The sequence below is a fragment of the Vibrio zhanjiangensis genome, from assembly GCF_030161235.1.
Lineage (GTDB): Bacteria > Pseudomonadota > Gammaproteobacteria > Enterobacterales > Vibrionaceae > Vibrio > Vibrio zhanjiangensis.
The window spans coordinates 47,298-65,877 of sequence record NZ_BSPW01000001.1; the positions used below are offsets into that span (position 1 = coordinate 47,298).

Sequence of the window (18,580 nt, forward strand, 5' to 3'; positions counted from 1 at the left end):
GCCGCTTTGGGTAAAATTCCAGCCATAGGCATGTGGGTCGCGATATTTATCGCGGCCTTTGTGGTTTTTGCCGTTGGTGCCTTGTTTTCCTCAACCCCGTCACTGGATTTGTCACAAATCTGGTCTGATCCTTATTACAGGCACATTACAAAGTTTAGTTTTTATCAAGCATTATTATCGACATTTCTGAGTGTTGGGCTGGCAATTCCCGTTGCTCATGCGTTATCAAGAAATACCTTTCCTAGTAAACAATGGTTGCTCAAGCTGTTTTCCTCAACCTTAGTTCTACCTGTATTAGTTGGGATATTTGGACTGGTCTCAATTTATGGAAATCGAGGCATCCTATTCGAACTCTTTTCATGGTTAGGCTTTAAACTGCCATTTTCCATCTATGGTCTTAACGGTATTCTTCTCGCTCACGTTTTTTTTAACCTGCCTTATGCCAGTCGCTTGTTGCTTATGGCATTGGAAGCGATTCCATCAGAACAACATGAACTTTGTGCTCATCTTGGTATTAGGCACTGGCATAAGTTCAAATGGGTAGAGTGGCCAAGGTTACGTCAGCAACTGCCTCATGTTTTGGGCTTAGTATTTATGCTGTGTTTTACAAGCTTTGCGACTGTGATGGCTCTTGGTGGCGGCCCAAAATCTACCACGATTGAATTGGCGATCTACCAAGCCATGAAATTTGACTTCGATTTACAAACAGGGGCGATTTTGGCGCTATGGCAAATGCTTTTGTGTAGCTTTATTGCCTTAGCCGTGCATCGTTTGGCAAAAGCTGTTTCAGTCACGCCGACCACGCAAGCAACTCGGGAGTTCTCTGTAGTCAACACATTGGGATCTCGCCTTTGGGATGGTTTTTGGATTGTTGTGAGTGTGTGCTTGGTCATTCCTCCATTGTTTATGGTGGTGTGGAGTGGCTTGAATGCACAAGCCTTGGCTGTACTGAGTGATCAAGCCTTTTGGGACGCTCTATGGACATCATGCAAAGTGGCAATATTAGCAAGTGGTCTTGCTATTTTTGCAGGGATTACAATTTTGCTTACTAGTCGGCGTTTAAGGCTTAATCGTAAAGCTCGTTACGCTGACCAAATTGAGCTTATCGGTACGATTATTCTTGTCACACCAAGTTTGGTGATTGCAACGGGTCTGTTTTTGCTGCTGCGCAGTTTTACCGATGTGTTCAGTCTGGGCTTTGTCGTCGTGGTGATGGTCAATGCTTTAATGGGGCTGCCCTATGTGATCAAAACACTGTCGCAACCTATGCTGCATATTGAGCAACAATCTCAGTATTTATGTGCCACTCTAGGAATGCAAGGCATACAGAGGTTTCTATTAGTTGAGTGGCGGGCGCTTCGTCAACCAATAGCACACGCTTTTGCGATTAGTTTTATGTTTGCTATCGGAGATCTCAGCGCCATCGCGTTGTTTGGTAGCCAAGATTTTCGGACTTTGCCGCTGTATTTGTTTCAACTTTTAGGGAGCTATCAAACTGATGCTGCAGCCGTGGTCTCTTTGACGCTGTTGGTTCTCAGTCTAGGCTGCTTTGCTCTTATTGAAACCTTATTTAAAGTCAACCCTAAGGTGAAATATGCTGACGTTTAATGCCGTTACTTACGACTATCAAAAGGATAGATTTCAATTTGATTTACACATTGAGCGCGGTAGCTGTGTTGCCGTTATGGGGCCGAGTGGGGCAGGGAAATCAACCTTGTTAGCGTTAGCGGCGGGATTTATTGATCCTATTGGCGGCAGCATTGTTGCTAATGATATTGAACTGAGTGGCCTTGAACCTTATCAGCGACCATTTGCATTCTTGTTTCAAGAGCATAATTTGTTTGCTCACCTTAGCGTGAGAGAAAACATAGGTTTAGGTTTGCACCCAGGTTTGAAATTAAATCGAGAGCAGCGTTATTTGGTAGAACAAGCGGCGGGCCTAGTAGGTATTGTCGACTATCTCGATCGTTTACCTGAACAATTATCAGGTGGTCAACGTCAGCGAGTTGCGTTGGCCAGATGCTTTGTGCAATCTCATCCAATATGGCTTTTGGATGAACCTTTCTCTGCGTTAGATCCAGTACTTCGTGAAGAAATGCTTGATTTGGTAAAAAAACTGGCCGCTGAACGCAATATTACCCTTGTGATGGTGACTCATCATCTCAGTGATGCCAGAGCCATAGGGTCACATTTTGCCTATGTCGATAAGGGCAAAGTCTGGGTGTCAGGCAATATTGAGGATTTGACGTCCGAGCATAAAGACCCAATATTGAGTGCGTTTGTAAAAGCTGGAAAAATAAGTGTTTAAGATATTCTCACTTTAATTCCAACAGATGGAATATAAATTTATATATTTTAATTATTGAGTTTTAATTATTTTAAAATTATAACTTGATCATAAGAATCTATTTATTTAGAGTTGTTTTTTATCATTAGAATAGCTATAAATGGAATGAGAAAAGAAAAGGGATTATCTTTTACATTGGAGCAGTTAAAGGCCTTTATTGCAGTGGCTGAAACTAAATCGTATTCTTCGGGCGCGAGGAAAATAAATCGCGATCGTACTACAGTAAGAGAACATATCGATAACTTACAAATCGCTCTTAATGCTGAATTAATAATAAGAAATGGGCATAATGTTATGTTGACTGATTTAGGTAGGCAATACCTAAGAGGAGCTAGTAGTATTATGTTTTCTGTATATAAATTCGAGGATTTTATAAGTAATTTGAATAAATTTGAATCACAAAAAAGTGAATATAAAATATCAATTAGTCAGTGTGTACCAAATAATTATATTGTTCATGTTAATAAAGAGATTGGTGACAAGTTTCCTAATTGTAATATTAAATGGGTAAATAAGAATAATTATGAAGCCCGAGAGGGAGTAAAAAAAGGTATATATGATCTTGCAATATCAAGAATGGTTGTTGATCAAGTACGATATATTCCTCCTAGTGGTCTGGATGGATGTTACTTGGGTTCTATTGCTATGAATATATATACAGGAAGCAACTCACCTCTCAACAAGAAAAAACGGATGTCGTTTCCTGATTTCATCAATGATACGATGTATACGCTGAGTGACCGATTTGATGAAGGAGAAGTGGAAAAATGCATTTATTCCTTACGGCATATTCAGCTGGTATCTTATGAGCAGATTATCACCTCAATACTGGCTGGTGAAGGTTGGGCATTTTTACCTGAAGCCTTATGTCATTCATTAGTGCAGAATGGGCAGTTGATCAAACTGAAAACCACATTTATGAATACTTCAATGAATATTAATCACGTATTAGTAAAAAAAGCTGCTAATACAGACACGATTACAAACTTTTTGATAGATACTTTTAAAGGGCTGTACCAACATAAGCAATAGAGCTACCTTTAGTAGCTCTATTAAAATTATGAAAATACTATATTAGTATTCACCCATGCGAATCTTGGCACGAGACACTTTACCTTCTAGGTCGCCATCATCTTTTTTAGTGAAGTTTACTGTCACAAACTCATCGCTATAATCATAATCAAACGCGTAGACTAGATACGATGTAAGAATATCCTTTTTGACAGTAATAATTGCGTAATCGTGATCGTGATCACCGCCAGGATCGTCAGTCAGTTCTAATTCTGTACCTTTTGGTATATCAATTAATGTAACAGAACGAGCTTCATCGTTGTCACAATAATATGGGCCTTTGTTGTTATCAAACTCAACACTTCCAGCATTACCAGGTAGCGTACAGACAATGTTTTCATCACCATTATCGCCTTCATGGAATACAAATAGAGGTTCATGCTGATATGTGCCTGGTGGGTACACTTCAAAACGGGAAACTTTACCGTTTAAACCATTATTATCGTTATTTATCATTGATATTTTTGAATCATTGAAGTCTTTTTCAAGAGAGTTGATAAGATAGCTTCCCTCGATATTATCTAAAACCTTAATGATGGAGTAATCGTCTTCCATGCTTCCGTTTGGATCATCGTAAACTTTAATTACGGTATCTGCAGGTACATCTTTTAGTTCTACAGCTCCAGCATCATCATTAAAACATTCTTCATTTTCTATTGTCCCTTTTTGAGTTTCTGGCTCTTCAAGGTCTGAAAAATAACAGCTTAAATCATCAGGTTCATTGACGTCATTGTCGGAATTATTCTCATAGAATATTACTTCTGGACGACGATAATTTGGAACATCTGCAATATCCATATTTCTGAGTGTTACATCATATTCAACAGGGGTAGCATAATCTTCAGTACTATCAATGATATCATCTTCATAAAGTGGTTCTGCATCATAAACAGTGACATGCATTTGCTCATTTGAAAAGTTCAGTAGTGTAAAGTCGGCCTTATGGCTTGCCCCTGTTCGATAGACAGGTACGCCACTGATGCTTGTGCCAGTTGTTCCATGAGTGTGACCCGCGAAAATTGCGGTCACAGGATAGTTCTCCAAAATATCTCGAAATTCACTATTGTTTGAAGGATCCCAATGGTCTCCATAGTCATGCATATTTAAAATAATGGTTTCAGCACCATCTTCATGTATGGCTCGACTGAGATCATCTCGTAGCCATTTCATCGAGTGCTTGATTCTCATTATGCTGCCATTATCTCCATTTGAACTTTCCCAGCTCGCTTTATATTCAGGATAATTATTTAATTGTACAAAATGGACTTTTCCAATATCCCAGGAGTAGGACATACTGCCTTTAAATACATCTTCTCCTGGGCCTGGATGATTTTGTCTAATATAGTCAAACCGTCTCAGCGTGCTACTAGGAATCTGAGTTTTAACTTGATCTATCAGATAGCGCACCATATCGGTAGCACAGCCATTATCTCCGCAATCATCGACATTGTTTGCATAGTCGTGATTGCCTAATCCTGGGTATATAGGGATCGAAAATTGATTAATAAAGTCTTCATATGCTTGAAGCTCATTTCCATGTCCAAAGGCGGTGAGGTCACCATTAACAATAACCCCCTGCCAATTAGCATCTGGGGTGCTTCTGATAATGTCATTAACAACATCGACTGTAAAATTATTAAACTTAATGCTAAGTTCTTCATTTAAATCATCATCAAGATAATTTTCTGTCCAGAAAAATTGTGGGTCTGAAATGGTTACCATAGAAAAATTATTGATATTACTACCGTTTTGCACTGCTGACTCTTGACACAACGTATATTGGCTATATGAGTAAATAGCTAGAAAGAGAGGTACTATGGCTATTTTTTTCATTCTATTCTCCTAGGTTATAAATTTCATTCAACTAATTTAAATATAAGGTCACTTGTTCTATCTGAATAGGTTATGGGCTTATAATTGATTTTATAAGCCCAGCCCCTTATTATTTAACCTCTATAACAGCTGAAGATTGATTTTCATTAACTTCAAGATAAGCATCTAAGTTGTCACAATCATCACTTACCGATAAGTTCCCATCATTCTTTGTATAAATGATATTGCAATAGCTTTGTATGAGTTGGTCGGAAGAAGTTTTAATTTCTATTCTTTGAGGAATGTTTTCATCATTCCTTGGTTCAAATAGAGATGGAGAAGTGTAAGAGTGATTCATCTCTATTAGCTCATCGGAAATAGATATAGTTGAAAAGTCCTCATTTAAAAACTCAGCATTTAAGACGATATCATCGCTAGAAAGGTTTTTGATTATAAGATTAATATTTTCTTCAGGCTCTCCTGGTTCCTGCGGGCCTACAGCTTTTAAGCCAGCATAATACATCCATGTTTTTCCATTTTCATCATCATCGTGTTTACGCCCAGTAATAATCATATTGTACGGTACACTTGAAAAGTCACTACTGGACTCTTTTTGTGAACCATCGGTATATGTATTGTCTCTATCAATTTTTACAGGGCTACCATTCATTTCAATATATGTACATGTATAACGTGTATCTCCATTTTCATCCCCCTTATGTTTTCTACCTGTCATCACTGAGTATTCAGGGCATGAAAAGTATGAATCTGACTCTTCAATATCGCTGGATAGATACGTTTCTCTAAAAGTTAAACGTTCCCCATTAGCCAGCGGTTCACTGCATGTATACCAAGTATCTCCATTCTCATCGCCTTTATGCTTTCTACCTGTTATTACAAATCCAGATTGACAATTGAAGTTATGGTCACTTTCATCTAGGGCTGATGAGGTTGTTGTATTAATGAAAGATAATTCGACGGGTAGATATTCTGCATTTTTTGGCGTTGCATTAGCAGATATAGAGCAAAATGCAGATAGGCAAGAAACTAAAATAGTACTAGTATTTATATTTAAACTCATGGTTATTCCTTATATATATTTAATTTATGTTTTTGGGTTACTTATTATCTCAGCATATTGAAATTATTGATTTTTGCCCTCCTGTTAAAGTGATAATTATTTTTTTGTTATTGATGTTTTAATTAAACTGACAGTCCGTTAGTAAATATTTGAAAATATTCTATGATGTATTTAATTTTCTTTCACACCAGTTTTAGGGGGGAATTCCACCGTTTTTAGTTATGTTTTTAGTTATGTTTTTTGTTGGTTTTATAGATTTTTTTAATGTTAATTTCTATAAGGTGTGATTTTTATGTTTATTAAAGTTGACTGAAATTTAAGATTGTAGATGGTGTGTGGGATTCGCTGTGATTTTTAAAAATTATGAAATGGCAGGATTTATAAAAGTTTATTGTAAAATGAGATGTAATAAATATGGATTTGTAGATGCAGCCTATTTACTTTGGTAAGTGTCTAGCGAAATTTGACGTAAATAACGAATAAGTATTATGCCACGCTGATTTAAAAAGTAGTATTTTATACAAACGAGTACACTGGTGTAGCAGTGATACTCGTTTTTGAAGCTTTAGAGGTATGCTCTAACACTCTTCGTCATAGAGTGCTTTTAAGATTTGAAATATTTCACGGTAAGCTTTGGCGGGTTTCCCTGCTTGCTTTTCTTTGGCCGCTTGACGAGCCAGTTGGCGTAAATGCTGACGATCAGCTTGGGGGTAAAGCGCTAATACATCCGAAATGGCATCATCACCTTCTGCTAATATGCGATCGCGAAGCTGCTCCAATTTGTGCAAAGCTGCCGTGGTTTGAGAGTGCTTATTACGTACTTTATCTAGAGCCGCTTGCAGTGGTTCTGGATCTTCAACGCGCATTAGTTTGCCTATGTATTGCAGTTGACGCCTGCGGGCCTCGTTTTTAAAACGTTGCGCGTCTTTTATCGCTTCCGCCAAGTCTTCACTGAGAGGGAATTTTTCCAATACGGAAGGCTTTAGACTAACTAGCTCTTCACCTAGCTTCTGCAACTCTTCCATATCACGTTTCATCTCGGACTTACTGACCCAAATGATTTCCTCTTCTTCTTCCCATGGCGCTTTTTTGTTTTTGCGTGCCATTTTTCTGCCTTAATTTAACTGTCTATTTCTCTATTTTAACAAGAATCATGGGGAGAAAGCGAAATTCTTGTTATCCTAGGAAGAAGACTCCTCAAGCATGAAGAAAATATGGACGTAAGACAGCAAGTTGCTCGGCAAAGAACTGAGCTAGAAGCCGCAGTTGCAAAAGCACTCGAGATGGCTGCAGAAAAATCTGATGGTGCTGAAATAGCCATTACCAAAAGTACAGGGCTCAGTGTTTCTACCCGTATGTGTGAGGTGGAAAATGTGGAATTTAATAGTGATGGTGCTCTGGGTATCACTGTGTACCGAGGCCAGCGTAAAGGGAGTGCATCGACCTCTGACTTGAGTGAAAAGGCCATTCAACAGGCAGTGTTGGCAGCGCTTGATATTGCGAAGTATACCTCTGAGGACCCTTATGCCGGTCCTGCTCCCAAAGAGCTAATGGTGAAAGAGATACCCGATCTTGATTTATTTCATCCTGATACTCCTGACCCTGATGATGCAGCGCAAATCGCGATTCGTGCTGAGCAGCAAGCTTTGTCTTACAGCGACAAAATCAAACAAAGCGATGGTGCCAGTTACGACAGCCACTATGGTCTAAAAGTTTATGGCAATAGTCATGGCGTATTGGCGAGTTATGCTTCAAGCCGTCACAGCATCAGTTGTTGTGTGATTGGTCAAGGGAAAGGCGGAGTGATGGAGCGTGACTATAGCTATACGGTAGCACGTTGCAAAGATGATCTTTGGACTCCCGAATCAGTTGGCAAAAAAGCCGCGGAAAAAACGATTAGCCGTCTTGATGCGCAAAAGCTTAAAACAGGTCAGTACCCAGCTATGTTTGCTGCCGATGTGGCGACGGGCCTTCTTGGTCATCTTGTCATGGCGATAAGTGGTGGGAATTTATATCGAAAATCTTCTTTTTTGCTTGACCATCTCGGTCAGCAGATTTTGCCTAAATGGTTTAACGTGTCCGAAAAGCCACATGTATTGAGAGGGCTTGCTTCCAGTCCATTTGATAATGAAGGTGTGATTACCCAAGATAGAGAAATCATTTCTGATGGCGTGCTCTCCACTTATCTTTTGACGAGCTATGCGGCGCGAAAATTAGCCATGACACCAACCGGACATGCTGGTGGTATTCACAACTGGTACGTGCAATCAACGGGACAAGACTTTGAGCAAATGCTAAAAGAGTTAGGCACAGGCTTTCTGGTAACTGAAGTGATGGGCCAAGGCGTTAATATTGTCACCGGAGATTATTCTCGAGGCGCGGCAGGTTTTTGGGTCGAAAATGGCCAAATTCAGTACCCAGTTTCCGAGGTGACGATAGCCGGTAACCTTAAGACGATGTTTGAGAACATTGCTGCAGTTGGCAGTGACATTGAAACTCGCTCGCAAATTCAGACCGGGTCAATTTTACTGGATAGTATGAAAGTGGCTGGAGACTAGAGCACACAATCAGTCAGGATGGCGAGCCCGCTGTGAATGAAATTTTTGGTTAACTAAAGTTAGAGGGTTGAAGTTTATATCAACCCTCTTTTGTTGTCAGTCAACGTGCTCAAACAGTTGATGATGAAGCTTTTGGATGGCTAACTTCGAGTCTGTTTCATTGACGAGGAAGCACAGATTGTGAGGGCTAGCGCCGTAGCAGATCATTCGTAGGTTAAATTCTTCAAGCGTACCAAAAACGCGTTTTGCATAACCTTTACTCTCACTCATCTTATTGCCTATTAGCGCAACAAGACACAAATTTTGTTCTACTTCAACGCTGCACAATTCTTCTAGTTCCGCACGCACTTCCTGTGGAAGTTGAGGCGCGCCACCAGACGTATCGGTTTGATCCAAAGTTAAACTGACGCTGATTTCTGATGTGGTAATTAAATCCACCGAAATCTTATGCTTGGCCAAAATTTCAAATACTTTAGCCAAAAAGCCATAAGCATGAAACATGCGAGCGCTGCGCAGAGTCACCATGGTTTGATTGCAGCGCAGAGCCAATGCTCGAAATAAAGGTGAGTCTTCTACTTGGTGACGAATCCATGTTCCCCCTTGCTCTGGCTGTTTTGATGAGCCTACGAATACAGGGATCTCGTGTCGAAGAGCAGGCACTAACGTCGAAGGATGGAGAATTTTTGCGCCAAAGTTAGCCATTTCTGATGCTTCACTAAAGCTTATTTCCGCTATTGGAGAGGCTTTAGGAGCAATTCGAGGATCGGTTGTGTAAATTCCAGGTACATCTGTCCAGATTTCTAAGCCCTTGGCTTCGACAGCTTCTGCAATTAAAGCAGCACTGTAATCACTTCCGCCTCGGCCCAATGTGGTGGTGTTACCTTGTTCATCCGCGCCAATAAATCCTTGTGTAATAACGATGTGCTCTTGGCACAAAGGTACTAATTGTGATTGAGCAAGGTTGTATATGGTATTGAGGTCCGGTTCAGCCTTACCAAAAGTACTATCGGTACGCAGTACATCACGGATATCAAATCGTTGAGCGTTGATCCCCCGCTCTTGCATCAGCTTAGTCAGCAGGTGAGTAGACATTAACTCACCACAAGCGACAAGATGATCGGTCAGTTTTTTGTTTGGTTGAATGGAAGCGGCTTCAGCTAAACTGGTTACTGTATCAAGGATTTCATAGATGTCACTGGCGGTTTTTGTCGCGTCTTTTAGCTGGTTAAGTATGCCGTCATGAATTGTGGCGAGTTTGGTTAACAGATGGCTGCGTTGTTCGTTGTCCGACACGCCATTTGCTAACTCAACTAACAAGTTAGTCACACCAGAGCATGCACTAATGACGACAAGTCGTGTACTTGGCCTTTGCTCTATGATGGTAGCGCAGCGGCTCATAGCTTCAAAGTCAGCCACACTGGTTCCACCAAACTTAGCAACGTTAAAATTGCTCACAATTTTTCTCCCAAAACTTCCTAAAAGTGAATAGTAATCCTTGCTTGAAGAGAGAATGGGCGAGTTGAGGGGCTTTTCTTTTTTATCGCTACCTCAGAAGCTCTTCACCAGACTGAGCTGGTGACAGTTGATGGGAGTCAACCCAAGTCAACCGACAGATCAAAACCACACTATTGATCTACCTCGGCACTACTCCCCCTCAGTGTCATGTATTGGAGTTGTGGCTCCACAAAACACCTACCTAGGTAGTGCTCCTCTTCTGCAAAATGCATTTGTGCGGTTTTATCGAATACCGCAATTCTTGCATTGAACGTGTTTATGAGCGGTTTGTCAACGGAAAATTTAGCTGGATAATCTATAAAGTGGCAACGAAAACCGATAGGTTTTCTACTTATTCAAGTCAATAAAAATAGTCGAGCTAGGGCTGTGTTTATCGCTTGGTGAAATAGTTGATTAACCATGACCAACCCAGCCTACCACTCGGCCAACGACTTCTCCCTGATCGATAGTTTCAAATTCTCGGTTTGCTGGAATAAATTTACCGCGATATTTACGTCTAAAGTGGAAAGTGCCACCCGCTTTAACGATCACTAAAGTGTTATCACTAGCCGATTTCATTGGCTCTACGATAATAAAGCAGCCAATAGGGTAATTGATCGCAAAGTCTGAAGAGATCATTGCGGCGTCACGAACTCTGAGAGCGTAACTTTCTGGCTTCGCGCCATTGGGATAAAAGGTCGAACCTTGTGAGTCTGGCTGCTCTTTTTCTATGTCTGCCCAACTTAGAATATTCACACTTTTTGTGTGATAGCCATGCATTTCTTCCGTTTCCATACGGGTAACGAACTCACCCAGTGTGGTGTCCATTTTTTCGAGCGCGCGTACTAGCACTTGGGTGGGTAAGTCACCCTCTCCCTGTTCAAACCTTCCTATTGTTGCGCGGCTTGCGATACCGGCAAAATCTTTTTGCTTTAATTTTTTCGATTTTCGTATTGCTGTAAAAACGTGGTGTGCATCTGGCATATGCTTTACTCCTATTTTGAATCTAAACGCCCAACTCAGTTGTTTTACTCTAGAGAAAGAGTCCAGTATGCCTCTGGTTTATCCCAGTGGTGTTGTTGTTATTTTTTGGTCGATTATAAAGCATCTTAGAACAATAAGAATGATTTTAGAGTTTTTTTACAGATGAAATCACTTTATGACACAAAAATAGTGCTTTTGATATGCTTATTATCCGATTTTCCATAGTGATGTTAAGGGTTATAGCTGTGTTTTATTTGTTCTATTGCCTATAAATATTGCTATGTGGTGAGCTCTTATCATCTAGTTTACTTTATATTATTTGTTCAAAATAAAATAACAATTCAACTAAAAGCTCAAATTTGAGTTGTTTTGTTGATTTTGTGATTTTTTTGATCTAATAATGACTACCTATTGGTTCTTTGAGTTTTATTTGCGATCTTAATAGACAGATTCCATATCCAGTAAGGGGGAGTGACTTGACTAATTATGACCAACAGCAACTAGAGGAAACTCGAGCTTTGATTGCACAGGCGCTGGCCATTTATCAACCACACAAATCAAGTGCTGGTTTTGATGGTGCTATGTATAAACTAGAGCAACGCCCTAGTTCAAAAAGGCAAGGTGAACGCACAACAGATCCACTGCACATCAAGGCTTCTCGTTCCCACAAGGGTGCACGGCTCAACTGCTCAGATGATGTGTTTGAGCACTTAAGGGTGCAGAGAGTTCTCAAGTCATTGCCTTCACATCTAGCTAAATGGTTGATCTATAAATATGGTGAAAGCTCGCCTGATAGTATGGTTCCAGAGTTAGTTAGCATAGTTGAAGGAGAGCTACCTATAGAGAATTGTCGTAAGCCAACTAAAGCTAAGATTAGGAATATGGTCTTTGAGCGTTTAACACGGCGTGAGTTTGTTGACTGCTTACAGCGAAACTTATTTGAGGCAATCGGTGTGAAAAAGCAGACATACTTTCAGTGTTATGCCAAGCATAATGAGAGTATCACTGATCAGTTTCAAGCTCTCGATGAGCTCTCGTTACGGACTTTTCAGCGGCAATTTTTTAATCACTAGGTTAATATACAAATGGTTTAAAATAAAAAAAGACTCAAATATGAGTCTTTTTTGTTGCATTGTCCTGACCTTGCATGATAGTATTTGGTCATCGTCGAAGAATTGTTAAGTTTTCACGATGACCAATCTAAACTGACTAAGCCCCTCTTATCCATATGAGGGGCTTTTTTGTTAGCATTGCAAATAGATAAATGCATGGCGTTGTTAACGCCTTATTCTATTTAATAGATAAAGCTATTGTTTAAGTTAGGTCAGGCAACTAGCCCTTACAATGAGAATCAAGTATCAGCATGGTATGGATGCTCAAGCCTATGCTATCTAATGTGAAGTCATAATGCTGATAGCCAAACCTAACTGTGGAAAGGTTAGGTTTCTCTATTTTTATCCAAGGTATTTACGCGCTCCTGATGAGTGTTTTTTTTGGTTTAATATAAAAGAGCTCAAATGTGAGTAATTTATTGTTGCGTTATCCTGACCTTGCATGATAGTATTTTGTCATCGTCGAAGATTTCCTTTGTTATCACCATGACTAGAAAAGACTTATCGACTTAAGCCCCTCTTACCGCAGAGGGGCTTTTTTGTCGGTATCGCTTAATCACCACTCACACCTTAAGTTGTAATTTATGTTAACAAATGATGAAGAGACTAATGGCTTTTGGCTGTTTGTTGCTGTTTTTATCATTGCGAGATTAGGCGTGATGTTAAAAAAGTCAGAGAAAATCTCACCTAAGATATTTTTTGCAGAAGTGTTTATTGCTTTAGCAATGGCATTTGGGGCGTGGCACTTAGGTTTGATGCAAGGAATGACATACAGCCAAATTGTCGTTTATGGCCTTTTCGGGGCGCTTGGGCATGTTCACATCATTAGATTTACTGTTCAACAAGCGTTTCGGAAAGATGTTTAACGTATTTATGGAGCCCAAAAATCAAGGTAGATCGCACTACCTATCAATTGGATCCTAATCACTAGGAGCTGAATAAATGGAGCATGGCGCTTTGTCCTCACCACATCTAAAAGAAGCCTGTTTTCTCGTAGGAAAAGCATTTGGCATTCGTAACTTAGGACACTTTTTGTATGAAATTACTCACCTTGAGTCAAAGTCAGGTCAAAGAAAGAGTCAGTTTGGCGGGGTTTGTTCAATCTCTCACTATCAATTTGGATTAATGCAGCAACACCACAGATTCTATCACCATCGTAAAGTGATTCTGAATTCACTGGGTATCGATTTGAAATCCATTAATTTTGCTCATTTATCCAATAACCCCACACTGTCTTTGATCATTGTCGCCGCATGGTTGCTAGCCAATATCGAACGAGTGCCGAAAAGGCGTTTGGATAGGGCCAAGTTATTTTCCAAGTGGTGGAGAGCGATGCCTTGTAGTGAGTACATGGAAAAAACCTATGACTTGCAATGAATTAACTGACTCTAGGTTTGAATATTAAATGCTAAAGCGCCTGTGATAACGGCGCTTTTTTATATGTTGAAGTGAGGCATTGAAAATGAACTACATTACTGGCCTTGGTAATTATCTCGAGCGGCTTAGCGCGCTACTTACCACCACCCTTGGACAAAGCGTTAAGGTGCAATACGCAGAGACACCAGGCAGCCAACAAGTGAATAAGCCAATTGTTAGCTTGCCGCTGCCAAGTATCGAGCAGTGCAATTACTTGGCCGATGACCGTTACCAGCATCTGCTCAAAGTGACGATATTGATTAAACCAGATGTGAATGACGCCAATCCTACTCTCGCAGTGGCTAATGTGGCACACAAGATAATCACCTTATTAACAGGCCAGCTTTTTTTAGATCCTGCGCAAATGGGCAATAAAGACAACGGCGAGACTATGGCGCTTGACGCAGATCTTGATTGTCTGGATGAACCGCAAGAAATCCAAGCAAATCCCTTAGATTTGAGCGCAGAAAATATCGGCTATGCGATTAGGTTTACACAAAAGGTCCGTTATGGAAATCCGCAGCAGGAAACCTTCTGGGTTAAGTCATTAAACATTAAAGAAAGCAAGGGTGATGAGCAGGTGATCTATGAATTTGAACCAAGCAATACTTGATCTAATCGGCCGGGTGAACGGTTTAGAGCGCCAGCTCAGAAACCTTATTAGGCTAGGGTGGGTAAAGTCAGTATCAGGCTCAAAAGCTGTAATTGATTACGCGCCCAATACTGAAGATGACTATCTTTCACCGCCTATTCAGTGGGTGGCTTTTGAAGCGGGCGAGGTGATTAAATGGCGGGCGCCCAGCATTGGTGAACAAGTTATGGTGCTCAATTTATCTGGCGGCGTTGATGAAGCGCACGCGATCGTTCTACCAGCCTCCTATTGTACTGACTTTTGTCCCAAAGAGACGGACCCACGCAAAACCACCTTAAGCATTCTCGATGTGTTTAAAGTCACCGCAGATTTTGCGGGTAATTACTTGGTTGAAGCCGATAGCTCGGTCAAGTTTGTCACGCCTTCTTTCTCAGTCGATGCCTCGGAGGTTATTTCAATGCAGACCAAACAATATAACCGAACCGCGAACACGGCCAACACCAAGGGGACTCAGTCACAAGAGGGCAATGTCAGCATTAAAGGCTCGCTTGATGTGAGTAACCAAATCAAAACGCCAGCTCTAGTGAGTTATGCGCCGGGGGCTTTCTCCCTTGCAGGCAGTGGCGCCAACTTCTCTGAGGCTGTGATCGCCAATGTGAAATTTAGTACCCATCGCCACAAAGTGAACCGTGAAGGGGCGCCAACCGAGGTTCCTATTAATTAAGAGGTTATTATGCAACAAGGTATAGACCCTACAACAGGCTTAAGCGTATGGGGGGCTAGGCAAGCTGAGTGCCGATTATTTAAAGCAATCACCACTCAGCTAGGTTCAAGAGAAAAACGGCGCAATGTTGGCGGCGAGTTTCGAAAACTTATGGGCCTTGCCAATGAGCACAATCGCATGCAAGCCATTAACCGCATTCACCGAATTATTGCTAATCCTGCCAATGATTTATCAGACATAGTTAACCCCAAAGTTGACATTCGAATACATGGAGCGGGCTTTCTTACCCGCATTAACTACACATACGACGGACAAAAACAGGTGTTGGAGCTATGAGTAAAATAAAAATCCCGCAAATATTGACCGTTGAAAAATTTGCAGACATGCGTGAGCGGTTTATCAATGACTTTTTTCTTCCACACGCCGAAAAGGAAGTGGGTAATGAAAAAGCGCGCAACTTAACCGCGGGCTTACGTAGCCCCAACGAGTCTGCTGCCCTTTTGCTTGATGCCATGATTTTATTTCGCCAACAAGAAACCCGTAACGATAACTACAAATACTTACAACACTTTGCAAAAACCGTGACTGACTCTGAAATGGTGGATGTGGTGGTTTCCCGCTTGGGTTTGAAACGTCAAATCATTAAAGCTGGTGATGATACGGTCTCGCCTAACATTCCCGCTGTAAAGGAATCGGATGCCTCGTTACTGCATCGCTACAGCTTAGCACCCTATGGTTTGGCGACCACAGGAACCCGAAGTGGCTATAAATTCCATGCCATGACGTTGGGAGCGCGCCCTTTGATCACGATTTCTAGCGAGTCGGATAATGTGGTGACTCAACGCTTTGAGTTCACGCCAACCGAGGGTGTGATTCGGCCCAAAGATGCTAAAGCACGAATGCTGAAAAAAAATTCAGGGGAGGTGGAAATACGCATACTCTCGCCTGAAGGAAATGGTCAAGCGAGCCAAAAACTGCAAGATGAGGTGTTAGAGTATTGTCGCCGCCCTGATATTGCTCAAGAGTCTGACCATATTAGCGTGCGCTCTGCCAGCATCAAGCCCTACAAGATTGAGATTGAGGCTTGGGAAGAAACCGCGCCTACCCGTTTGATAGATGAAGAGGCTTTAGAGCAAGCGCTTAGAGACTACACTGAGCAGCAGCATAAACTCGGCGCAAAAATCCAGCGTTCGCGGATAAGTCAAATTGCGCATAACCACAACGCCACCAAGCTCAATATCTTGCAGCCATCAGCCGATCTGGTGTGTGAATGGTTTGAAGCGCCGTATTGTCAGGAGGTGGATGTGCATGTCAAAGCCAATCGATGAGCAGACTCTTTTACCTGACAACCGCACCTCTTTTGAACGCAGCTTTGAAGAGGGGTTTAAAAAACTGGTTAAAAGCACAGATGTGCTAGCCGCCATCGCAGACCCTTGCACCACCAGCCAAGAGATTTTGCCCATCATCGCCTCAGAGCGAGGGGTGAATGATTGGTTTTTTAGTGATACTGAAGATCAAAAACGCGCGATAACCAAGGTTTCTTATTCAGTGCATCAAACCAGCGGCACTAATGCAGGGATTGAGCTGGCGCTGGAAGCGGTGGACTTCTCTGCCAAGATTGAGCATTGGACCAAGGTGCAAGGCGGTTTGCCTTACACGGTTTATGTCACGGCGCGGGCTAATACCACGCAAAATGTTACCAAAGAGCGGGCGCACCGCCTTATTGAGCGGTTAAATCACGTTAAATCTGAGCGTGATACGGTCGATTTAACCTTGGCCTACGATGTCGAGCAAAAATTTAGAGCTCAGGCGGCGGTGTTGCCGAGAGTCAATATTCAGCCGACTAAAGCCCAAGTTAAGCTATGGCCGATAAGCACCAGTGGACGTGTTTCACTTGGCGCCGGTGGCGGAGCACCCATTTCGGTTAGCCCCATGTTAGTTAAAGCTCAGCTGGCTCAAACCAAGTTAGTTGGTAATGACTATTTGGGCTCAGCCCTTGGTCTTCATCCCCTATCTGTTAACCCTATTTATATAACTGCGAGAATGCCATGACACTAGCCGTAACTATTACAGAGCGCGGGTTAGCTGAATGTATCAGCGCCAAAGAAAAAGGACTGCATGCCAAGATTGAATGGATCTCGGCAGGCGATAAAGCCTATAGCCCAAGCCCAACTCAAACCAAGCTGCGCAGCGAAAAGCAGCGGGTAAAGATATCAGAGTATAAAGACACAGGTGACACCTCGCTGCAATGCACCGCCAAATTTGACGGTGATTCAGAGTTTGCCATTCGAGAGATAGGCATTTGGTTAGCAAGCGGCACCTTACTTGGTGTCATTTCAGCGCTGAATAGAACCCTGAACTATAAAGCAGCCAAAGCCCAGGTGATCATTCCCTTTACCATGGACCTATCTGTACTGCCAACCGATTCGGTGCAGGTATCCGTTGGGGTGGAAAACCTCAATATTTTGATTGATAGCGAGATGATGAAAGATGCACTGGCGTTTATGCGCTCGCAAGCAGTCCAAACTCAACAATCTCATATGCTAATGCAACAAGCAGAGCGATTAAGACAACTGGAGACACACTAATGTCTGAAATTTTAAACCAATTGCAAGAGGTCAAACTGGCGGCGCAAGCCCAAACCGAGGCCAGTCAGGCGCAAACCACCGAAGTGGCCAATAAAATGGGCCAAATTGACCAAACACTGCAACAAGCCAAACAAAGTTTTGATGCATGGAAGGGGAAAGTCAAAGCAGAAGAGATTAAAGGCCAAGGCCGTTATATGACTGAGCTCTTTGTTGATGGCGATAAAGATACGTTTTATCCGGTGTATTTCCAAATGCATTCAGGGGACGAAAACGAAATTCAAATATATAGACATTATGATTGGAACAAAAATGATAATGATTTTAATGCCAATCCTCATGTGGCTTCTGCCCTGGTCATCCTTAAAGGTCAAGCGTGTGGCTGGAGCGGTAATGCCAATTATCTGCGCACAGTAGTTAACGTACAGCGTTATCGAAAATGTGTGGCCCACATCGGTTTTAAAGCGTGGTGTGAAGCCCAAAAGAGGGACCCTGATGGCCTTAATACAAATAGAAACCAATCCGGAGTTGGTTACATAGAGCCAAACAGGTCTGTATTTATGCTTAGGGGCGGCAAACTTAAATACCAAATCTACTCAAATAAACTTATTAATTTTAATTTATATCAAACTGATGGAGAAGTGATTGGTTGGAGTTCGAGCAGCCACAACAATGTCAACTGGCTATCGAAAACGGTGTCTTTGGCGGAGGCGGAAGCAGGAGACGAGAACAATAATGTCCCACCTGAGTACATAAGTTACGATCTCTCTCAACCTAGCCCCCCATCATTTAAGCTATGACTTC

General features: G+C 41.7%; 19 protein-coding genes and 1 riboswitch. Of the genes, 14 read left to right on the forward strand and 5 right to left on the reverse strand.

What is annotated here, in order from left to right; genetic code table 11:
- The first annotated feature begins 6 nt into the window (after positions 1-6).
- The 3 genes from thiP (at position 7) to QQK21_RS00230 (ending at position 3,379) form a co-directional block, all read left to right on the forward strand.
- Positions 7-1,608, forward strand: a complete 1,602-nt coding sequence (gene thiP / locus QQK21_RS00220) for a thiamine/thiamine pyrophosphate ABC transporter permease ThiP (protein ID WP_284190200.1) — start codon at positions 7-9, stop codon at positions 1,606-1,608.
- A complete protein-coding gene (gene thiQ, locus QQK21_RS00225; protein ID WP_284190201.1) occupies positions 1,595-2,308 on the forward strand; it encodes a thiamine ABC transporter ATP-binding protein in 714 nt (237 codons plus the stop codon). The genes thiP and thiQ overlap by 14 nt, the downstream gene beginning before the upstream one ends.
- A gap of 144 nt (positions 2,309-2,452) precedes the next feature.
- Complete coding sequence (locus QQK21_RS00230) at positions 2,453-3,379, forward strand: LysR family transcriptional regulator (RefSeq protein ID WP_284190202.1); 927 nt, start codon at positions 2,453-2,455, stop codon at positions 3,377-3,379.
- Positions 3,380-3,421: 42 nt separating this feature from the next.
- Here the strand turns inward: QQK21_RS00230 and QQK21_RS00235 are convergent, their stop codons facing one another.
- The 3 genes from QQK21_RS00235 to yjgA all read right to left on the reverse strand — a co-directional run bounded on the left by QQK21_RS00235 (position 3,422) and on the right by yjgA (position 7,417).
- Positions 3,422-5,251 carry a metallophosphoesterase gene (locus QQK21_RS00235; RefSeq protein ID WP_284190203.1) on the reverse strand — a complete coding sequence of 610 codons (1,830 nt, stop codon included), beginning with the start codon at positions 5,249-5,251 and terminating at the stop codon, positions 3,422-3,424.
- Between the two features lie 109 nt (positions 5,252-5,360).
- Positions 5,361-6,311, reverse strand: a complete 951-nt coding sequence (locus tag QQK21_RS00240; RefSeq protein WP_284190204.1) for a hypothetical protein — start codon at positions 6,309-6,311, stop codon at positions 5,361-5,363.
- Between the two features lie 578 nt (positions 6,312-6,889).
- Positions 6,890-7,417: a ribosome biogenesis factor YjgA gene (gene yjgA, locus QQK21_RS00245; protein WP_284190205.1), complete on the reverse strand. Its 528-nt coding sequence runs from the start codon at positions 7,415-7,417 to the stop codon at positions 6,890-6,892.
- 108 nt (positions 7,418-7,525) lie between these two features.
- On the opposite strand from yjgA, the gene pmbA reads away from it, so the two are divergent.
- Positions 7,526-8,869, forward strand: coding sequence for a metalloprotease PmbA (gene pmbA / locus QQK21_RS00250; protein WP_284190206.1), 1,344 nt, complete (start codon positions 7,526-7,528; stop codon positions 8,867-8,869).
- A 96-nt stretch (positions 8,870-8,965) separates the two neighbouring features.
- On the opposite strand, the gene lysC is transcribed toward pmbA, so the two are convergent.
- Together lysC and QQK21_RS00260 are read right to left on the reverse strand one after the other, a co-directional pair.
- Positions 8,966-10,324, reverse strand: a complete 1,359-nt coding sequence (lysC, locus tag QQK21_RS00255) for a lysine-sensitive aspartokinase 3 (protein ID WP_284190207.1) — start codon at positions 10,322-10,324, stop codon at positions 8,966-8,968.
- An 89-nt stretch (positions 10,325-10,413) separates the two neighbouring features.
- Positions 10,414-10,591, reverse strand: a riboswitch (Lysine riboswitch).
- 186 nt (positions 10,592-10,777) lie between these two features.
- Complete coding sequence (locus QQK21_RS00260; RefSeq protein ID WP_284190208.1) at positions 10,778-11,347, reverse strand: helix-turn-helix domain-containing protein; 570 nt, start codon at positions 11,345-11,347, stop codon at positions 10,778-10,780.
- A gap of 476 nt (positions 11,348-11,823) precedes the next feature.
- Between QQK21_RS00260 and QQK21_RS00265 the strand changes: the two genes are divergently transcribed.
- The 10 genes from QQK21_RS00265 to QQK21_RS00310 all read left to right on the forward strand — a co-directional run bounded on the left by QQK21_RS00265 (position 11,824) and on the right by QQK21_RS00310 (position 18,576).
- Entirely contained in the window at positions 11,824-12,420 is a 597-nt protein-coding gene (locus QQK21_RS00265) for a bacteriophage antitermination protein Q (RefSeq protein ID WP_284190209.1), read from the forward strand.
- 623 nt (positions 12,421-13,043) lie between these two features.
- Positions 13,044-13,325: a hypothetical protein gene (locus QQK21_RS00270; RefSeq protein ID WP_114787512.1), complete on the forward strand. Its 282-nt coding sequence runs from the start codon at positions 13,044-13,046 to the stop codon at positions 13,323-13,325.
- Between the two features lie 76 nt (positions 13,326-13,401).
- A complete protein-coding gene (locus QQK21_RS00275) occupies positions 13,402-13,836 on the forward strand; it encodes a hypothetical protein (protein ID WP_284190210.1) in 435 nt (144 codons plus the stop codon).
- Positions 13,837-13,921: 85 nt separating this feature from the next.
- Positions 13,922-14,488 (forward strand): hypothetical protein, encoded by a 567-nt coding sequence (locus QQK21_RS00280; RefSeq protein ID WP_284190211.1) that lies wholly within the window; start codon positions 13,922-13,924, stop codon positions 14,486-14,488.
- A complete protein-coding gene (locus QQK21_RS00285) occupies positions 14,463-15,191 on the forward strand; it encodes a phage baseplate assembly protein V (protein WP_284190212.1) in 729 nt (242 codons plus the stop codon). Before QQK21_RS00280 ends, QQK21_RS00285 begins: the two co-directional genes overlap by 26 nt.
- 9 nt (positions 15,192-15,200) lie before the next feature.
- Positions 15,201-15,527, forward strand: coding sequence for a hypothetical protein (locus QQK21_RS00290; RefSeq protein WP_114787508.1), 327 nt, complete (start codon positions 15,201-15,203; stop codon positions 15,525-15,527).
- Positions 15,524-16,519: a baseplate J/gp47 family protein gene (locus tag QQK21_RS00295; RefSeq protein ID WP_284190213.1), complete on the forward strand. Its 996-nt coding sequence runs from the start codon at positions 15,524-15,526 to the stop codon at positions 16,517-16,519. Before QQK21_RS00290 ends, QQK21_RS00295 begins: the two co-directional genes overlap by 4 nt.
- Positions 16,500-17,243: a phage tail protein gene (locus QQK21_RS00300; RefSeq protein ID WP_284190214.1), complete on the forward strand. Its 744-nt coding sequence runs from the start codon at positions 16,500-16,502 to the stop codon at positions 17,241-17,243. Before QQK21_RS00295 ends, QQK21_RS00300 begins: the two co-directional genes overlap by 20 nt.
- Positions 17,240-17,779 (forward strand): phage tail-collar fiber domain-containing protein, encoded by a 540-nt coding sequence (locus QQK21_RS00305; protein ID WP_284190215.1) that lies wholly within the window; start codon positions 17,240-17,242, stop codon positions 17,777-17,779. Before QQK21_RS00300 ends, QQK21_RS00305 begins: the two co-directional genes overlap by 4 nt.
- The gene (locus QQK21_RS00310) at positions 17,779-18,576 is read left to right on the forward strand and encodes a hypothetical protein (protein ID WP_284190216.1); all 798 of its coding nucleotides are present in this window, start codon (positions 17,779-17,781) and stop codon (positions 18,574-18,576) included. Before QQK21_RS00305 ends, QQK21_RS00310 begins: the two co-directional genes overlap by 1 nt.
- Positions 18,577-18,580: the final 4 nt, after the last annotated feature.